Here is a 17,584-nt window from a genome sequence, read left to right on the forward strand (position 1 = left end):
CCGGCGCCGCTCTCGCGGGCGTGGTCGCCCGCCGCTGGGGTCCTCGAATTGATGGCCGAGGCCCCTTTGGTCGATGGCCCGTAAACGGGCCGGACCCCGGTCCGGTGGCGGCCGGCCGTCCCCTGCCGTAGTGCCGCCACCGGTTCCGGGGTCCTTTTCCCACTACCGGGCCGGGGCGCGTCTCCGCTCGAAGCGCGCCCCGCCCGGGGTCGTCACTCGCCGGGGTGGGCGAGCTCGATGTCGTGGCCCTCGGCGCCGCCGCCGTTGACCGTCAGGCCGGTGGCCACCGGCGGGTAGCCGGTCGCGATGACCGTGTACTCGCCGCTGTCCAGGTCGGTGAAGGCGTACGCGCCGTCGTGACCGGTCGTCGCCGTGGCGACCACGTTGCCCGCCGCGTCGACGAGCGTGACCCGCGCGTCGTTCAGCGCACCGCCCGCGGCCCGGACCACACCGGCGACCTGCGCACCGGAGTGCAGCTCGATCTCGACCCGGGTGACCCCGGTGCCGCCGACCTCGACGGGCAGCGCGAGCGGACGGTGGCCCGCCGCGTTGACCGCAACGGTCACGGCGCCCGGGACCAGCTCGGCGAAGGTGAACTCGCCCTGCTCGCCGGAGAGTCCGGTGGCCAGGACGTCACCGCGGACGTCGGTCACGATGACCATGGCGCCGGGGACCGGCAGCTTGCTGTCCACGGACTTCACGACGCCGCTCAGGCCGCTGGTGCCGCTGAGCAGGATGTCGTACGCGACCGGCTCCTCGCCGACGACGACTGTGGAGGCCTGCGGCTGGTAGCCGTCGGCCGAGGCAATCAGGACGTACGAACCGGCGCCGGGGGCGTCGAGGCCGTAGGCGCCGTCGCCCTGGGAGACCGCGCGGCCCAGCTGGCGTCCGCCGAGCGAGATCAGCGTGACCGCCGCCCGCGGGACCGGGGCGCTCTCGGAGCCGCGGACGAAGCCGCGGACCGGGGTGCCGCCACCGGTGGACGCCGTCGCCGGGACACTGCCCGCCGTCGTGGCGACCGCCTGAAGGCGCTGGGTCGAGCCGTCCGAGGAGGGCGCGGAGACCGCGGCCGCCATGGCCGGAACGAGCTCCTCCGTCTCGGCAGCACCGGCAACCGCGGCCACAGGCGCTTCAGACTCGGACTCGGCGGCCGGAACAGCCTGGGAGTTCGAGGTACGCAGGGGAATCTCCTTGATGAACAGCGTGGCGATGAGCGCGAGCAGCGCGATCGGGGCGGCGATCAGGAACACGTCCGCGATGCCGTGCCCGTACGAGCTCTCCATGATCGTGCGCAGCGGCGCGGGGAGCTTGTCGAGGTCGGGGATGGCGCCGCCGCCGGTGCCGCCGTGGCCCAGGGCAGCGCCCTTGGGGCCGAGGTCGGTGAGGCCGTCCTTGACGTAGTGCGTGATGCGCGTGGCCATGATCGAACCGAGCGCCGAGACGCCCATCGCGCCACCGAGGGAGCGGAAGAAGGTGACCGTGGAGCTGGCCGAACCGATGTCCTCGGGAGCGACCTGGTTCTGGGTGCAGAGCACGAGGTTCTGCATCATCATGCCGATGCCGAGACCCATGAGCGCCATGAAGATCGCGACGTGCCAGTACTGGGTGTCGTAGCGGATCGTGCCGAGCAGTCCGAGGCCCGCCGTGATGAGCACGCCGCCGGAGACCAGCCACGCCTTCCACTTGCCGGTCTTGGTGATGACCTGGCCCGCGACGGTCGACGAGATGAACAGGCCGCCGATCATCGGGATCGTCATGACACCGGACATCGTCGGCGACTTGCCGCGCGCCAGCTGGAAGTACTGCGAGAAGAACACGGTGCCCGTGAACATCGCGACACCCACGAAGAGCGAGGCGATCGAGGCGAGCGTGATGGTGCGGTTGCGGAAGAGCCGCAGCGGGATGATCGGCTCCGCGGCCTTGGTCTCCACGAAGATGAAGATCAGCGCGAGGACGACAGCGCCGCCCACCATCGCGCCGGTCTGCCACGACAGCCAGTCGTACTTGTCGTCGGCGAAGGTCACCCACAGGAGCAGGGTGCAGACCGCGGCGGTGATGAAGAAGGCACCGGCCCAGTCGACCTTGACGTTGTCCCGCTTGACCACGGGGAGCTTGAGCGTCTTCTGCAGAACGATAAGCGCGATGATCGCGAACGGCACACCGACGTAGAAGCACCAGCGCCAGCCGAGCCACGAGGTGTCGGTGATGACGCCGCCGAGCAGCGGGCCGCCGACGGTGGCGACGGCGAAGGTCGCACCGAGGTAGCCGGAGTAACGGCCCCGCTCACGCGGGGAGATCATCGCGGCCATGACGATCTGCGCGAGGGCGGACAGACCGCCGACGCCGATGCCCTGCACCACGCGGCAGGCGATCAGCATGGTCGGGCTCTGCGAGAGGCCGGCCACGACCGAGCCGCCCACGTAGACGATCAGGGCTATCTGTACGAGCGCCTTCTTGCTGAAGATGTCGGCGAGCTTCCCCCACAGGGGCGTCGTCGCGGTCATCGCGAGCAGCGAGGCGGTGACGACCCAGGTGTAGGCGGACTGGCCGCCGCCCAGGTCGCCGACGATCTCGGGAAGCGCGTTGGTGACGATCGTCGACGACAGGATCGCGACGAACATGCCGAGCAGCAGCCCGGACAGCGCCTCCATGATCTGCTTGTGCGTCATCGGAGTGCCGCTGCCGGGGGCGGCTGCGCCTCCATGCTTGGCGTGGCTGCCCCGCACACCTGCTGGTGTGGTTGTTGCCATGGGGTTCCTTTACTTACGCGGGTGTACGGGTGGTCTCTTCGGTGGCATCCGGAAGTGCCTGCGCGAGTCGCGGCGTGTATCGGCAGTCGCCGAAGCTGTCGCGGAGCCGGCTCATCATCGCGATCAGCTGCCCGACCTCGTCGTCGGACCAGTCGCTCAACCGGTAGGCGAGCAGTTCGGTCGAACGCTCGGAGAGCAGCTCGATCTGCTTCACGCCCTGGTCGGTGAGGCTGAGGATGCGGGAGCGCTTGTCGGCGGGGTCGGGCGACCGGTCGATCCAGCCGCGTTCGGCGACGTGCGCCACGTGGCGGCTGGTCACGGACATGTCTACGGCGAGCAGTTCCGCCAGGCGGCTCATCCGCATCTCGCCGTACTGGCCGAGAAGCATGAGGACCGCGGCCGAACCGGCCGGACAGTCGTGCGGCAGGGACCGCGCGAGGTCTCGTTTGACGGCACCGAAGGCACTGAACTGTCGGGCGAGCTGTTCGTACTGACTCTGCTCGGCCACGGCACCTCCTACGTTCGTTGCTTAGGGCAACCATAGAGACAGTTGGTTGCCGCAGGCAAACGAAAAGGGGTGTACAAGCCTAAAAACCCGGTAAAGGGGAGGGGTTGCACATGTAAAGTCGCAGCTCAGCATGGGTGTGGCGTCGCCCGCACGTATTCGCTAGGGTCCTTCCCCATGGCACACAACCCCCAGGGCCCGGCCCCCGAAGGCAACTACGACCCCGCGGGGAGCACCCAGATGTTCCGCGCCTTCGTCGACGAACCTGCCTCGCCGTCGCGCCAGCAGGCCGCCCCGGCGAAGTCGGGACCCGGCGCCGGTCTGATTCTCGGCATCGTGCTCGCCGTCGTCATCGTGGCCGGCGTGGCCTGGCTGGCCCTCAAGTAGGTCATCGCGGCTCTCGCGCGAGAGCCGTTCACTTCCATTTGACGGAGACGTCCCGCGTCTCCACGTGCATGCCGAGCGGCACCCGCCAGGCGTCGACACACACCGTCCAGGTCTTCTTCTTCCGCTTCCCCGCGTCGATCGGCACGGGGAGGTCCTGGGTGGACTCGACGGTGGCCCAGTCGATGCCGAGGGCGCCGATGATGTGCGTCCCGAACGTCACCGTGCCCGAACGCACCGCGGTACCACCGGTGTTGACCATGTCCAGGGTCACGTCCTCGCACCACCGTTTGTCCGCGGCCTTGCGCTCCGGGTCCCCGACCTTCAGGGCGGCGGGCCCGCTCGGGGTGCCGGTGTCCGGGGCGGACGGCGTGGTCGTCGACCCGCCGCCGGGACTGCCGCCGCCGGAGCCGCCCGCGCCGGAGCCGCCGGTGGACGGCGACCCGGACTCGTCGGGCTCCGGCGCCTCGGACGCCCCGGAGCCACCGTCGGTACGTGCTTCGGCTCCGGCGCCCGTATCCCCTGAACTGCCGCTGCCACCGGGGGACTTGCCGCCGCCGCCTTCGGTACTGCCCGTCCCGGCCTCCGGCGGACCCGGCGGATCCGAGTCGGCCCCGTCCAGCGGCACCAGCTCCACATCACCGGTCGGCGCCACCGTGCGCCCCGACGTCCGCTCGGGCGTGGCACCGGCCGCGCCGACCGCCACATAACCGTCACCGCCGCCGGAACTCCCGCACGCCGCAAGGAGACCACCCAGGCAGACCACGGCCGCCGTCGCACCCGTCAGGGCGCCTCGGCGGCCGCGTATCGATGCTCGTCGCATCGCGCCAGTGTGTCTGACGGTCCGTCAATTCGGAACCCTGCCAACGGCACCGGCGGCGCGCACGGTGCGTCAGTCGGCGATCAGGCCTTCCCTGAGCTGCGACAGCGTCCGCGTGAGCAGGCGTGACACGTGCATCTGCGAGATGCCGACCTCCTCGCCGATCTGCGACTGCGTCATGTTCGCGAAGAAGCGCAGCATGATGATGCGGCGCTCGCGCGGCTGGAGCTTGGCGAGCAGCGGCTTGAGCGACTCGCGGTACTCCACGCCCTCCAGGGCCGTGTCCTCGTAGCCGAGGCGGTCCGCGAGCGAGCCCTCGCCGCCGTCGTCCTCGGGCGCCGGGGAGTCGAGGGAGGAGGCGGTGTAGGCGTTGCCCACCGCGAGCCCGTCGACCACGTCGTCCTCGGAGACGCCGAGCACCGCGGCCAGCTCGGGCACGGTCGGCGAGCGGTCCAGCTTCTGGGCCAGCTCGTCGCTCGCCTTGGTCAGCGCGAGACGCAGTTCCTGGAGCCGGCGCGGCACGCGCACCGACCAGGACGTGTCACGGAAGAAGCGCTTGATCTCGCCGACGACGGTCGGCATCGCGAACGTCGGGAATTCCACGCCGCGTTCGCAGTCGAAGCGGTCGATCGCCTTGATCAGGCCGATCGTGCCGACCTGGACGATGTCCTCCATCGGTTCGTTCCGGCTGCGGAAGCGGGCCGCGGCGTACCGGACCAGTGGGAGGTTCAGCTCGATGAGGGTGTCCCGTACGTAGCCACGCTCGGGGCTGTTCTCGTCGAGTGCGGCGAGCCGCAGGAAGAGGGAGCGGGACAGGGTGCGGGTGTCGATGGCTTCAGAAGCCCCGGATACAGGCGGGCTGTGAAGCGCGTCGGGCGCTGACGCGCTCTTGCTGAGCGTGAGCACCTTCGAGCTGCCCTGGACTGCGGACATGCCACCCCCTTGAGGTCGCGGACGGTCGCGGCGGGCGCTCCCGTCTGGAAGGAACGCAGCCTCCACCTGAATACCGGAGGCGGGGCTGCGGCAAACGCGGTTCCCGCAGAATGTCACATGTCGGCAACACGCTGTAGTGACATGTCGACATGGATGGGGTGAATCGGTGCAGGAAAAGGGGGGTGTGGCGGGGAACTGACGTATTTCGGCGGGGAAGTGCCGAGAAAGGCACTCCACTCGTTCCGGTTACGCTTCGATCCTGTTTGCGGATCGGAGCCGCGCGAAGCTTCTGGCCAGCAGTCTTGACACATGCATCTGAGAAACGCCCAATTCCGCGCTGATCTGTGACTGCGTCAGATTGCTGTAATAGCGCAGCAGCAGGATCCGCTGCTCACGCTCGGGCAGCTGAACGAGCAGATGCCGTACGAGATCGCGGTGTTCGACGCCGTCGAGCTCCGGGTCCTCGTAGCCGAGCCGGTCGAGCAGGCCGGGCATCCCGTCGCCCTCCTGGGCCGCCTCCAGCGAGGTCGCGTGGTACGAGCGCCCCGCCTCGATGCAGGCGAGCACCTCGTCCTCGCCGATGCGCAGGCGCTCGGCGATCTCGGCGGTGGTGGGGGTGCGCCCGAACGCCGTGGTGAGGTCCTCGGTCGCGCCGGTCACCTGCACCCACAACTCGTGGAGCCGGCGCGGCACGTGGACCGTGCGGACGTTGTCGCGGAAGTAGCGCTTGATCTCGCCGACGACGGTCGGCATCGCGAACGTCGGGAACTGCACGCCGCGCTCGGGGTCGAAGCGGTCGATCGCGTTGATGAGCCCGATCGTGCCGACCTGGACGACGTCCTCCATCGGCTCGTTGCGGCTGCGGAAGCGGGCCGCCGCGTACCGCACGAGCGGGATGTTGGCCTCGATGAGGGCGGCGCGCACCCTGGTGTGCTCGGGAGTCCCCGGCAGCAGGTCCTTGAGCTGGGCGAAGAGGACCTGGGTCAGCGCACGGGTGTCGGCGCCCCGGCTCTTCGCGGGCGGTGCTTGAGGCGCTGTACTGGCCGGCACGGTCAACGTCACCTCTGTCTCCGTCAGCTCGTCCATCAACTCATCCGTCAAAAGCGGTCATAGCATCACAAGACAGGTGCACTGTGTGCAAGCACCGCATAACTACGTGTTGAAGGGCAAGTTGGGGCATAAAGGCACAGAAAGGCCCTTCACCGTTCCGGTGAAGGGCCGCTTCGTCGTGCGATTTGCTCAGAACTCGTAGTCCGCGATCACCCACGTGGCGAACTCGCGCCACTGCGCGACACCCGCCTGGTGGGCCGGGTGCTCGATGTACCGCTTGAGCGCATCGGTGTCCTCGACCGCCGAGTTGATGGCGAAGTCGTACGCGATGGGGCGGTCGGTGATGTTCCAGTCGCACTCCCAGAACGTCAGCTCCGGGATCTGCTCACCGAGTGCGCGGAAGGCCTTGACGCCCTCGACGACGCGAGGCTCGTCGCGCTGGACGCCCTCATTGAGCTTGAAGAGGACCAGATGGCGGATCACGGGCACTCCTTGCAGACGCTGACGAGGTCGCTCAGTTCCCGCCGCCGTTGACGACCCAGGTCATGAAGTCGCCGATGCTCTGAGCAGCGGACGAGACGCCCTCGAAGCCTATCTGGACGTAGTCCGCGGCCTTGGCCGGGTCGGTGATGATCACGTAGAGGACGAACACGACGACGACGAAGAGACCTATCTTTTTCGTCTGCACCACGCTCTGGCCTCCCCATTGCCTGTATCCCGTGTGGCCCCTGTGCCGGGCGTGAGTGTATCCCGGACGTCTGTTCAGCCGGTTATCCGGTTTTCGACGCCAACGGCCCGGTGGGCGGGGCGTTTTGCCCGATCGGTCTGCGTGCGGCTGGACATGGCGGGACATGCAGAACGCCCCTCTTCTCCGGTGACCCGGGGAAGAGGGGCGTTGTCAGCGGTAGCGGTGGGATTTGAACCCACGGTGACTTGCGCCACACTCGCTTTCGAGGCGAGCTCCTTCGGCCGCTCGGACACGCTACCGAGAGAGATCCTAGCCCAAGTTGGGCCGTGGTCTGAAATCCGTATCCGGGAGGCCCGTACGGAGCGTTTTCCAGGGGCTCCGGCTAGCGGTCCCGGAAGAACGAGGTGAGCTGCTGCGCGCACTCGTCGGCGAGTACGCCCTCGATCACTTCGGGGCGGTGGTTGAGGCGCCGGTCGCGGACGACGTCCCACAGGGACCCGGCCGCCCCGGCCTTCTCGTCGCGCGCCCCGTAGACGACCCGGTCGATCCGGGACTGCACGAGGGCGCCCGCGCACATCGTGCACGGCTCCAGGGTCACGACGAGCGTGCACCCCGTGAGCCGCCACTCCCCGAGCGCCGCGGCCGCCCGCCGGATCGCGAGCACCTCCGCGTGCGCGGTCGGGTCGCCGGTCGCCTCGCGCTCGTTGTGCCCCGAGGCGAGCACGGTCGTGCCGTCCGGGGCGAGCACGACGGCCCCGACGGGCACGTCACCGCCCTCGGCGGCGAGCCGCGCCTCCCGGACGGCGAGGCGCATGGCCTGCCGCCAGGGGTCGCGTACGGGGTCCGGTGCCTGGTCTGCGGTGCTCACGGGCGGAATGTAGCCGACCGCGGCCGGCACCGTCATCGTCGTGGAGAAATGGGCAAATGGTGGACGGGCGGGACCTATCGGACCGTTTCGAGGACCTCCGCCGCTCCCAGGACCTCGGCGATCTCGCTGAGGGCGTCGTTGGTGTCGAGGGCGAGGAGCTCCTTCTCGGAGACTCCGAGGTCGGCGAGGATCAGCCGGTCCCCGATCGGGCCCGGGGGCACGGCCTCGGCGGCGGGATCCGCCGCGTCGTCGTCCCCGGGCTCGTCCTCGTCGGCCGGGTCGGGCTCGCCGTCCTCGGTCCCGTCGAGATCCAGGGCGTCCAGCTCGTCCTGGTCGGGATCCTTTCCGAGCAGTTCGTCGGTGAGCAGGATCTCGCCGTACGAACTCCGGGCGGCCGCGGCCGCGTCGGAGACGTAGATGCGAGGGTCCTCCTCGCCGTCCACACGGACGACGCCGAACCAGGCGTCCTCCTGTTCGATGAAGACGAGCACTGTGTCGTCCTCGGCACCGGCCGAGGCTTCACGGGCCAGGTCGGTCAGATCCGACAGGGCCTCCACGTCGTCGAGCTCTGTATCGCTCGCTTCCCACCCGTCTTCGGTGCGCGCGAGCAGTGCGGCGAAGTACACCGTGACTCTCCCACTGGTCTCAGGTGTGCCGGTTGGGGTTCCCCCCGGCGGACTCGGGAGGCGGGGTGTGCAGTTCCGAGCCCCGCCCAATCGGAATCGTGGCAGAAACCATCGCTTCAGGAGAGGTCTTCCGCCCGCTGTGTTCGCGCGGCGTCACCAGCGGAACGTGCGCATGCGCATCTGCTGCCGCATTCGTGCCGCCCTGGCACGGCGTGGCCGGACCCGGTCGCGCAGCTCGCGCGACTCCGCGAGTTCCCGCAGAAACTGGGCTCGGAGCCGTCTGCGCCCGTCCTCGGCGTCCTCCGGCTCCGGGTCCTGTCGCCGGTCGCGCCGGCCCTGATCCGGCATAGACACACCACCCCCAGTCGGTCCTTCCGACTTTCCCTCCGATGGCGGGTTTGATGCCAGCACGAGGGCGCCCCGGACCCGGTTACTGTTGAGGACATGCGGATCCACGTCGTCGACCACCCGCTGGTGGCGCACAAACTCACCACGCTGCGCGACAAGCGCACCGACTCCCCGACCTTCCGGCGCCTCGCCGACGAGCTGGTCACCCTGCTCGCGTACGAGGCCACCAGGGATGTGCGCACCGAGCTGGTCGACATCGAGACCCCCGTCTCGGGCACGACCGGCGTGAAGCTCTCCTACCCGCGGCCCCTGGTCGTGCCGATCCTGCGGGCCGGTCTCGGCATGCTCGACGGCATGGTGCGGCTGCTGCCGACCGCCGAGGTGGGCTTCCTCGGCATGGTGCGTGACGAGGAGACGCTCCAGGCGTCCACGTACGCGACGCGCATGCCCGACGACCTCTCCGGGCGGCAGGTCTACGTCCTCGACCCGATGCTGGCCACCGGCGGCACGCTCGTCGCGGCGATCCAGGAGCTGATCAAGCGCGGCGCGGACGACGTGACGGCCGTGGTGCTGCTCGCCGCCCCCGAAGGCGTGGAGATCATGGAGCGCGAGCTCGCCGGTACGCCGGTGACGGTCGTGACGGCCTCGGTCGACGAGCGGCTCAACGAGAACGGGTACATCGTCCCGGGCCTCGGCGACGCGGGCGACCGGATGTACGGGGCGGCCGAGTAGCCACCCCGTACGGGATCTCGTTACTTCAGTTCATTTCAGCAGTGCTTCTTCGACGTGGCGGACGTCGGTGAGGTCTTGGCCAGCGCGGCCAGGGCCTTGTCGGCGTCCGCCTTCGTCGTGAGCTGCTTGAACGCGGTGCCGATGATCAGGTCGACCTCGGCCGGCTTGGCGCGGGTGTCGGTCTTCAGCTCGGCGCCGGCGAGCTGCGTGCCGAGGACCGGCAGCGCCGCGTCGGTGGCGGCCCTGGCGCCGAGCAGCAGCCCGGGGCCCTTGACCTTCTTGTCGTACGCCTTCGTCGCGTTGCCCACGTCGCCGATGGCGAAGCCACGTTTCTTCAGCTCGTCCGCCGTCTGCTTGGCGAGGCCGCTGCGGGGCGTGGCGTTGAGGACGTTGACCGTGACCTGGCCGGGCTTCGGCAGGATCTTCGGGCTCGCCGAGGGCGACGCCGAGGTCTTCGTCCGGCAGTCGCCGGTGGCTCCCGCGGCCGAGGCCTTGTCACCGCCGCCGGTGAAGACGTCGATCAGCTGCAGAGTGCCCCAGCCGATCAGGCCGACCGCCACGACGGAGGCAACGACGGCGAGCACGATCCTGCTGCGCCCGCGGCTCCGGCGCATACGCGGGTATTTGTCTCCCGTGATGCGGTACTTGCCGCCCATGCCGGGGGGAGTGAGCATGCTCATGGGCGCAGCGTAGTGCGCCCCGGCGGTGATTCCTACTAAATGATCATTGGCCCACGCCGGGGACTACCCGAAAGGGTCAACGCGGGCGCGCGGCCCGCGGCTCAGCCCAGCTCGAGGACGCGGGCGTGCAGCACCTGGCGCTGCTGGAGCGCGGCGCGCACGGCGCGGTGCAGACCGTCCTCGAGGTACAGGTCGCCCTGCCACTTCACGACGTGCGCGAAGAGGTCGCCGTAGAACGTCGAGTCCTCGGCGAGGAGCGTCTCGAGGTCGAGCTGGCCCTTGGTCGTCACGAGCTGATCGAGGCGGACCGGGCGCGGCGCGACGTCCGCCCACTGCCGGGTGCTTTCCCGGCCGTGGTCGGGGTACGGCCGGCCGTTTCCGATGCGCTTGAAGATCACACGGAAAGCCTACCGGGCCCGGCTCTCCGGGCGCAGCCATGGAGACGGAGTGCGAGTCTGGGAAATGACGTCCTAAACATGGGCAAACCGGGAACACTCAATCCGGGGACAGGGGCCAGAAATGAGTGACAGCGAGCCGATACCGGCCGGGCCGGCGAATGCGAAGCCTTCATCAGGGGTAGACGCGGGCGCCGGGTTGACGCCCGGAACCGCCGCTTCCTCAGCCCCGGGCGGGACAGGTGAAGCTTCCCCCACCGGGACCACCGCCCCCGAGCCCGTCACCACGGCCCCCGCTCTCCCCGCCCCCGCCCTGGAGATCGCCGCCGGGTACGCCTTCGCCGGGCCCGCCCTCGATCTCGGCGCGCTCGTGTGGGACGGCCGGTGCCTGCCGGACGCGCAGATCCGGATTCCGCTGGGGATGCTCAACCGGCACGGCCTCGTCGCGGGCGCCACCGGCACCGGCAAGACCAAGACGCTCCAGCTCATCGCCGAGCAGCTGGCCGCGCAGGGCGTCCCGGTCTTCCTCGCCGACATCAAGGGCGACGTCTCCGGCATCTCGGCCGCGGGCGAGCCGGGCCACAGGGTGTCGCAGCGGTCGGCCGAGGTCGGTCAGGAGTGGCGGGCGACCGGATTTCCGAGCGAGTTCTACGCGCTCGGCGGCATCGGCCCCGGCATCCCCCTGCGGGCCACCATCACCGGCTTCGGCCCGGTCCTGCTCTCCAAGTGCCTCCAGCTCAACCAGACGCAGGAGCAGTCGCTCGGCCTGATCTTCCATTACGCGGACCAGAAGGGCCTCGAACTCGTCGACCTCAAGGACCTGCGCGCGGTCGTCACGTTCCTCACCTCCGACGAGGGCAAGCCGGAGCTGAAGACCATCGGCGGGCTCTCCACCGCCACGGCGGGGGTGATCCTGCGCGCCCTGACCGCGTTCGAGCAGCAGGGCATGGGCGACTTCTTCGGCGAGCCCGAGTTCGACAGCAGCGAGCTGCTGCGCACGGCCCCGGACGGCCGCGGCCTGGTCTCCGTACTCGAACTGCCCGCCGTGCAGGACAAGCCGCATCTCTTCTCGACGTTCCTGATGTGGCTGCTCGCCGATCTCTTCCAGGACCTTCCCGAGGTCGGCGATGTGGAGAAGCCGAAGCTGGTCTTCTTCTTCGACGAGGCGCATCTGCTCTTCAGCGGTGCGTCGAAGGCGTTCCTGGAGGCGATCACGCAGACCGTGCGGTTGATCCGGTCCAAGGGTGTGGGCGTGTTCTTTGTGACTCAAACGCCGAAAGACGTGCCGTCCGATGTCCTCGCCCAGCTCGGCAACCGGGTCCAGCACGCGCTGCGCGCCTTCACGCCCGACGACCAGAAGGCGCTGAAGTCGACCGTCAGGACGTTCCCCCACTCCGCGTACGACCTCGAGGAGCTGGTGACCTCGCTCGGTACGGGTGAGGCCGTGGTCACCGTGCTGAGCGAGAAGGGTGCGCCGACACCGGTCGCCGCGACCCGGCTGCGGGCGCCCGAGTCGCTGATGGGGCCCATCGACGCGGCCGCGCTCGACAAGGCCGTGAAGGAGTCGGTCCTGTACTCGCGCTACGCGAACGCCGTCGACCGTGAGTCCGCGTACGAGAAGCTGACGGCCCAGGAGGCCGAGACGCAGGCGCGCAAGGACGCCGAGGCGCAGGCCGCGGAGGCGGCGAAGGCGGAGAAGGCGGCGGCGCGGGGTTCTGGGGGGCGTGGGAAGCCCAAGGAGGACGCGTCGGTCGTAGAACAGGTGGTGGGCAGCGGGATCTTCAAGTCGCTTGCCCGGTCGGTCGGTACGCAGTTGGGGCGGGAGATCTCGCGGTCGCTGTTCGGGACGCGGCGGAGGTAACGGTCTCAGTGGTGGTCCCGGTCCCGCGGGTGCGGGGCCGGGACCTTTGTTGTGCGGGCGGCTCAGGTGCGGTCCTGCGGGTCCGTGTCCTGTGCCTTGTCGTCGGTCGGGGGCGTGGGCTTCGGGGTCTCGCGTGCGGGGCGTACGGCGCGACCGTCGCGTACCGCTTCGGCGCGCAGGAGGGCGCGCAGGACCGCGTAAGGGTCGATGGGCATGAAGGTGTCGTCCTTGTCGTGCGTGGGGGGTGTGCAGGCTCGGTCCGCCGGGAGGGCGGAGCCGGACTGTCAGCAGCGCAGGACGACGCAGCGCAGGGCGTTCAAGGAGTTGAGGGTGGCGCGGGGCGCACGGGGGCGCGCGGGTGGCGCGGGAGGGCGCGCGGGGAGCACGTGGGTGGCGCGTTGGGCGGGGAGGCGAGTGGCGTGCCCCGTCGGCAGGCGCAGCGCGGTGTCAGGGGCGTCCTGGTGGAGCTCGCCGGGTTCGGTGGAGGAGGACGCGGCGTGCGCGGGCGCCGCCTCGGCGCACGGGACCGTGGACGCGAACGCCGTGCCGAGCAGGGTGAGGAGGACGAGCAACGTCCGGGCCCACGCGGGCCGTCGCGCGGTGCGGCGGCCCGCGCCCGCTGGGGAGGCGCGCGTGCTCATGGACGTAAATGTCCCCCGGTGGCGCCCCGAAGACGATCAACGCGGACGAGATCCGCCCTCATGGGCTACGGGACGCGGCGTGTGCTGACGCGCGGCGGGACCTGCTTCGGGTCCTGCTTCGGGTCCTACTTCCCCGCGGCCTTGGCCGCCTTCGCCGCCGCCTTCATCTCCTGCTTGTGCGCCCGCACCTTCGTGAGCGACTCGGGTCCCGTGATGTCGGCGACCGACCGGAAGGACTTCGCCTCGCCGTACGCACCCGCGGCCTCGCGCCAGCCCTTGGGGCGCACCCCGAGCTGCTTGCCGAGCAGGGCCAGGAAGATCTGGGCCTTCTGCGTGCCGAAGCCGGGCAGGTCGTTGAGGCGCTTGAGCAGTTCCTTGCCGTCCTTGACGCCGTCCCAGACGGCGCTCGCGTCCCCGTCGTAGTGCTCGACGAGGTACTGGCACAGCTGCTGGATCCGCTTGGCCATCGAGCCGGGGTAGCGGTGCACGGCCGGCTTGGTGGACAGCAGCTCGGCAAAGGCCTCGGGGTTGTATGAGGCGATCTCGTGCGCGTCGAGATCGTCGGCGCCCAGGCGCTGGGCGATCGTGTGCGGGCCCGCGAACGCCCACTCCATCGGTACCTGCTGGTCGAGCAGCATGCCGACGAGCGCGGCCAGGGGGCTGCGGCCGAGGAGTGCGTCGGCGTCCGGCTCCTGGGCGAGGTGAAGAGTGGCGTCCATGTGTCGATGATCGCGCGGCGTGGGCCGGGGCGCACCCCTTTCTGGCTTAGGTTAGGCTGCCCTAATCTGTAGGACGGGTGAAGGCGGGGCGGGGAAAGCGTGGGCGTCGAGGTCTACCGGGACGAGTGGGGCATACCCCACCTCCGTGCCGACAGCGCGCGGGAACTGGCCCACGCCCAGGGGCGCAACGCCGCCGCCGACCGGGCCTGGCAGATCGAGGTCGAGCGGCACCGCTCGCAGGGCACCTCCGCCGCCTTCCTCGGGCAGGAGGCCGCCGGCTGGGACCGGTTCGCCCGGCAGGCCCGTATCGACGACACGGCCCGGCGCTGCTACCGCGCGCTCGACGAGGAGACGCGCGGCTGGCTCGACGCGTACGTCGCCGGGGTTGACGCCGGACTGCGAGAACTCGGCGGCGCCGCACCGGAGTTCGCCCGCGCCGGCCTCGAACCGGGCCGCTGGCAGCCCTGGACCCCCCTCGGCATCTGGCTGTCCACGCACATCCTGTTCACCGGCTTGCCCGGCAAGCTCTGGCGCGACGAGGTCGTACGCCGCATCGGGCCCGGAGCCGTCGGCCTCTTCGCCACGGACGGCCCCGGCACCTCGGGCAGCAACGGCTGGCTCGTCACCGGCGACCGCACCGCCACCGGCGGCCCCCTGATCGCCGGCGACCCGCACCGCTACATCGAGGACCCGGGCGTCTACCAGCAGATACGGCTCGCCTGCCCGGATTTCGACGTCGTGGGCCTCGCTGTCCCCGGCGTGCCCGGCATCGGCCACTTCGGCCACACCGGCACCGTCGCCTGGGCGATCACCAACGCGATGGCGGACTACCAGGACCTGTACCGCGAGCGGCTGCGGCGGCTTCCGGACGGCGGCGTGGAGGCGTTCGGCCCGGACGGGTGGCGGCCCGCGTCTCGCAGCGTGGAGACCTTCGAGGTGGCGGGCGAGCGGCCGCAGGAGGTCGAGGTGGTCGAGACCGAACGCGGGACGGTCGTCATCGGCGGGCCCGACGAGGGTGAGGGCATTGCACTGCGCCAGCCACCGCGCGTACGCGAGGACTTGGGCTTCGCCGCCCTGCCCGCCCTGCTCCGCGCCCGCACCGTCGCCGACGTGGACCGGGCCTTCGACCGCTGGGCCGAGCCCGTCAACGTCGTCCAGGCCGCCGACACCGAGGGCGGTCTCCTGCACCGCGTCGCGGGCGCCGTGCCCGAGCGCGACCCCGAGAACCTGCTCCGCGTCGTCCCCGCCCACGAGCCCCGGCACGCCTGGCGCGGTCTGCGCGAGCTGCCCCGCGAGCCGGTCGGCACCGTCGCGGTCATGGCGAACCAGCGGGGCCTGGCCGCGCCCCTCGGCATCGAGTTCGCGCCGCCGCACCGGGCCGACCGCATACGGGAGTTGCTCGACGCGCGGGAGGTGTGGACGGCGCCCGGCATGGCCACCGTCCACACCGACACCCGCCTCGCCTCCGCCCGCCCGCTGCTCGACCTGGTGGCCCGCCTCGACGGCCTCGGCCCCGAAGCGGCGGCACTGAGGAAGCGGCTGCTCGCCTGGGACCGGCACATGGACGCGGACAGCGCGGACGCCGCCGCGTACGCGCGGGTGCGGGCGGCGGTCGTACGGAAGCTGGCCGCGCACCCCGCGTTCGCGCCCCTCACGGGGATGGGGGAGGCGTACCCGGAGGTCTTCCGGCCGTGGCTGGCCCTCGCGCCGCGCATCGCGTACGCGCTGGAGACACTGCTGACGACCAGTCAATTCCCTGATGTCGACCGGGAGACGGTCGTCCGCGAGGCGGTCGAGGAAGCCGCCGGGACCACGGTGACCGGCGAGACCTGGGGCGACCGGCACCGGCTCGCCGCCTGGCGGGCACTCCCTGACGGCGATGAGGTCGGTCCGGGCCTGCCCGGCGACCACGACTGCGTCCTGTCCACGTCGAGCGTCCCCGGCGTCACCGACCTCAGCGCCCGCGGCCCGGCCGCCCGCTACGTGTGGGACGTCGCCGACCGCGCGAACAGCCTGTGGGTGGTTCCGCTCGGCGCCTGCGGGATCCCCGGCTCGCCGCACCGCCGCGACCAGCTCCCCCTGTGGCTGCGGGGCGAACTGGTCCCCGTAGTCACGGACTGGACCCGCCTCACCAGAGAAGACCACCCTCATCAGAAGGAGCACCGCGTGTACGAGCAGACCGTCGAAGGGTTCGGCACCGTCAGCGTCAGCCCGGTCGACCCCGCCGCCGACCTCGACGTGCTCCACGGCTGGGTACGCGAGGAGCGCGCCCGGTTCTGGGGCATGGAGGGCGCGAGCCGCGAGCAGGTGCGCGAGACGTACGAGCACCTCGACTCGCTCACCACGCACCACGCCCACCTCGTCCGCCTCAACGGCGAACCCGTCGCGCTCTTCCAGACGTACGAGCCCGAGGCCGACCGGGTCAGCGAGTGCTACGAGGTCGAGGACGGCGACATCGGCGTGCACTTCCTGATCGCCCCGGCCGGGGACGGCGCCGTCAGCGGCTTCACCGGAGCGCTCATGACCGTCCTCATCGCGTACGCGCTCGAAGGGCACGGCAAGCGGCGGATCGTGGTCGAGCCCGACGCGCGCAACGCGAAGGCGGTCGCGCTCCTGGAGCGCGCGGGCTTCGAACTCGGCCCCGAGATCGTGCTCCCGGAGATCGACCTGCCGGAGGTGTTTCTCCCGGAGAAGCGCGCCCGGATCGCCTTCCTCAAGCGCTGACGGCCCGCGGGCTCAGCCTCGTACGAGCATGATCACCGAGGCGGTGACGCCGACCACGACGATCACCGCGCGAAGGACCGCCGGGGGCAGCCTGCGGCCGAACTTCGCGCCGGTCAGGCCGCCCAGCGTGGAGCCGACGGCGATCACCGCGGCCACCGCCCAGTCGACGTCGGCGACGGCGATGAAGATGACCGCCGCGACCCCGTTCACGAGCGAGGCCAGGACGTTCTTCGCCGCGTTGAGGCGCTGGAGGTCGTCGTGGATGAAGCTGCCGAACATGCCCATGAGCAGCACGCCCTGCGCGGCGCCGAAGTAGCCGCCGTAGACACCCGTCCCGAGCACCCCGAACCACATCGGGACGCCGCCGTCGGCGCGCGTAGCCGTGGCCTGGCGCTTCTTCGACCAGCGGCTGAGCCGGGGCTGGAGCACGACGAGGACGCAGGCGGCCAGGATGAGCACGGGCACCACCGCCGTGAACGCGTCGGCGGGCAGCTTCAGCAGGAGCAGCGCGCCCGTGAGCCCGCCGATCAGCGAGGCCGTGCCGAAGCGGAGCAGCCGCTTCTTCTGCCCCTTCAGCTCGCGCCGGTAGCCGTACGCGGCACTGAGCACGCCCGGCACGAGGCCGATGTTGTTCGACACGTTGGCGAGCACCGGCGGATAGCCGAACGCGAGGAGCGTAGGGAAGGTGATGAGCGTTCCGGAGCCGACCACCGCGTTGATCGCGCCGGCGGCGACACCGGCCGCTCCGACGGCCACTGCTTCAAGTGCATCCACATCCGAGATCGTTTCTGAGGCGGACACCCAAGTCAATCCTCGCCATTTCTTGGGAAGTTCCAAGGTGTGGCTTGGAGGCGACCGAA

General features: G+C 70.6%; 20 protein-coding genes and 1 tRNA gene. 4 read left to right on the forward strand and 17 right to left on the reverse strand.

Features of this window, described 5'->3' with window-relative positions:
• Positions 1 to 212 precede the first annotated feature (212 nt).
• Together OG574_RS24945 and OG574_RS24950 are read right to left on the reverse strand one after the other, a co-directional pair.
• On the reverse strand, positions 213 to 2,750 hold the full coding sequence (locus OG574_RS24945) for an MFS transporter (RefSeq protein ID WP_326775026.1): 2,538 nt from the start codon (positions 2,748 to 2,750) through the stop codon (positions 213 to 215).
• 13 nt (positions 2,751 to 2,763) lie between these two features.
• On the reverse strand, positions 2,764 to 3,258 hold the full coding sequence (locus OG574_RS24950) for a MarR family winged helix-turn-helix transcriptional regulator (RefSeq protein ID WP_326775027.1): 495 nt from the start codon (positions 3,256 to 3,258) through the stop codon (positions 2,764 to 2,766).
• Positions 3,259 to 3,432: 174 nt separating this feature from the next.
• Between OG574_RS24950 and OG574_RS24955 the strand changes: the two genes are divergently transcribed.
• On the forward strand, positions 3,433 to 3,642 hold the full coding sequence (locus OG574_RS24955) for a hypothetical protein (protein ID WP_100599127.1): 210 nt from the start codon (positions 3,433 to 3,435) through the stop codon (positions 3,640 to 3,642).
• 28 nt (positions 3,643 to 3,670) lie between these two features.
• Here the strand turns inward: OG574_RS24955 and OG574_RS24960 are convergent, their stop codons facing one another.
• The 9 genes from OG574_RS24960 to OG574_RS25000 all read right to left on the reverse strand — a co-directional run bounded on the left by OG574_RS24960 (position 3,671) and on the right by OG574_RS25000 (position 8,972).
• Entirely contained in the window at positions 3,671 to 4,462 is a 792-nt protein-coding gene (locus tag OG574_RS24960; protein ID WP_326775028.1) for a hypothetical protein, read from the reverse strand.
• Positions 4,463 to 4,531: 69 nt separating this feature from the next.
• Positions 4,532 to 5,392, reverse strand: coding sequence for an RNA polymerase sigma factor SigF (locus tag OG574_RS24965; RefSeq protein WP_326775029.1), 861 nt, complete (start codon positions 5,390 to 5,392; stop codon positions 4,532 to 4,534).
• 246 nt (positions 5,393 to 5,638) lie between these two features.
• Positions 5,639 to 6,478: an RNA polymerase sigma factor SigF gene (locus OG574_RS24970; RefSeq protein ID WP_199842119.1), complete on the reverse strand. Its 840-nt coding sequence runs from the start codon at positions 6,476 to 6,478 to the stop codon at positions 5,639 to 5,641.
• A 153-nt stretch (positions 6,479 to 6,631) separates the two neighbouring features.
• Complete coding sequence (locus tag OG574_RS24975) at positions 6,632 to 6,925, reverse strand: Dabb family protein (protein ID WP_100599123.1); 294 nt, start codon at positions 6,923 to 6,925, stop codon at positions 6,632 to 6,634.
• Between the two features lie 31 nt (positions 6,926 to 6,956).
• Positions 6,957 to 7,133: a hypothetical protein gene (locus OG574_RS24980; RefSeq protein ID WP_100599122.1), complete on the reverse strand. Its 177-nt coding sequence runs from the start codon at positions 7,131 to 7,133 to the stop codon at positions 6,957 to 6,959.
• A gap of 211 nt (positions 7,134 to 7,344) precedes the next feature.
• A tRNA-Ser gene (locus OG574_RS24985) sits at positions 7,345 to 7,429 on the reverse strand.
• 83 nt (positions 7,430 to 7,512) lie between these two features.
• Complete coding sequence (tadA, locus tag OG574_RS24990; RefSeq protein ID WP_326778606.1) at positions 7,513 to 7,944, reverse strand: tRNA adenosine(34) deaminase TadA; 432 nt, start codon at positions 7,942 to 7,944, stop codon at positions 7,513 to 7,515.
• Positions 7,945 to 8,072: 128 nt separating this feature from the next.
• On the reverse strand, positions 8,073 to 8,624 hold the full coding sequence (locus OG574_RS24995) for a tRNA adenosine deaminase-associated protein (protein ID WP_326775030.1): 552 nt from the start codon (positions 8,622 to 8,624) through the stop codon (positions 8,073 to 8,075).
• A gap of 153 nt (positions 8,625 to 8,777) precedes the next feature.
• A complete protein-coding gene (locus OG574_RS25000) occupies positions 8,778 to 8,972 on the reverse strand; it encodes a hypothetical protein (RefSeq protein ID WP_100599119.1) in 195 nt (64 codons plus the stop codon).
• 96 nt (positions 8,973 to 9,068) lie between these two features.
• Between OG574_RS25000 and upp the strand changes: the two genes are divergently transcribed.
• Positions 9,069 to 9,704 (forward strand): uracil phosphoribosyltransferase, encoded by a 636-nt coding sequence (gene upp, locus OG574_RS25005; RefSeq protein WP_100599118.1) that lies wholly within the window; start codon positions 9,069 to 9,071, stop codon positions 9,702 to 9,704.
• 35 nt (positions 9,705 to 9,739) lie between these two features.
• On the opposite strand, the gene OG574_RS25010 is transcribed toward upp, so the two are convergent.
• Both OG574_RS25010 and OG574_RS25015 read right to left on the reverse strand, forming a co-directional pair.
• Positions 9,740 to 10,384 carry a LytR C-terminal domain-containing protein gene (locus OG574_RS25010; protein ID WP_234374845.1) on the reverse strand — a complete coding sequence of 215 codons (645 nt, stop codon included), beginning with the start codon at positions 10,382 to 10,384 and terminating at the stop codon, positions 9,740 to 9,742.
• 101 nt (positions 10,385 to 10,485) lie between these two features.
• Positions 10,486 to 10,782: a type II toxin-antitoxin system VapB family antitoxin gene (locus OG574_RS25015; RefSeq protein ID WP_003955420.1), complete on the reverse strand. Its 297-nt coding sequence runs from the start codon at positions 10,780 to 10,782 to the stop codon at positions 10,486 to 10,488.
• 121 nt (positions 10,783 to 10,903) lie between these two features.
• On the opposite strand from OG574_RS25015, the gene OG574_RS25020 reads away from it, so the two are divergent.
• Positions 10,904 to 12,640, forward strand: a complete 1,737-nt coding sequence (locus OG574_RS25020) for a helicase HerA-like domain-containing protein (protein ID WP_326775031.1) — start codon at positions 10,904 to 10,906, stop codon at positions 12,638 to 12,640.
• Between the two features lie 62 nt (positions 12,641 to 12,702).
• Here the strand turns inward: OG574_RS25020 and OG574_RS25025 are convergent, their stop codons facing one another.
• The 3 genes from OG574_RS25025 to OG574_RS25035 form a co-directional block, all read right to left on the reverse strand.
• Entirely contained in the window at positions 12,703 to 12,855 is a 153-nt protein-coding gene (locus OG574_RS25025) for a hypothetical protein (RefSeq protein WP_326775032.1), read from the reverse strand.
• 69 nt (positions 12,856 to 12,924) lie between these two features.
• Complete coding sequence (locus OG574_RS25030) at positions 12,925 to 13,281, reverse strand: hypothetical protein (protein WP_326775033.1); 357 nt, start codon at positions 13,279 to 13,281, stop codon at positions 12,925 to 12,927.
• A 125-nt stretch (positions 13,282 to 13,406) separates the two neighbouring features.
• Positions 13,407 to 14,000 (reverse strand): HhH-GPD-type base excision DNA repair protein, encoded by a 594-nt coding sequence (locus OG574_RS25035; protein ID WP_326775034.1) that lies wholly within the window; start codon positions 13,998 to 14,000, stop codon positions 13,407 to 13,409.
• A 99-nt stretch (positions 14,001 to 14,099) separates the two neighbouring features.
• Here OG574_RS25035 and OG574_RS25040 point away from each other — a divergent pair, with 99 nt between their 5' ends.
• On the forward strand, positions 14,100 to 16,724 hold the full coding sequence (locus OG574_RS25040; protein ID WP_326775035.1) for a GNAT family N-acetyltransferase: 2,625 nt from the start codon (positions 14,100 to 14,102) through the stop codon (positions 16,722 to 16,724).
• Between the two features lie 12 nt (positions 16,725 to 16,736).
• On the opposite strand, the gene OG574_RS25045 is transcribed toward OG574_RS25040, so the two are convergent.
• On the reverse strand, positions 16,737 to 17,498 hold the full coding sequence (locus tag OG574_RS25045; RefSeq protein ID WP_326778607.1) for a sulfite exporter TauE/SafE family protein: 762 nt from the start codon (positions 17,496 to 17,498) through the stop codon (positions 16,737 to 16,739).
• Positions 17,499 to 17,584: the final 86 nt, after the last annotated feature.

Origin of the sequence: Streptomyces sp. NBC_01445 (genome assembly GCF_035918235.1) — a bacterium.
Classification (GTDB): Bacteria; Actinomycetota; Actinomycetes; order Streptomycetales; family Streptomycetaceae; genus Streptomyces.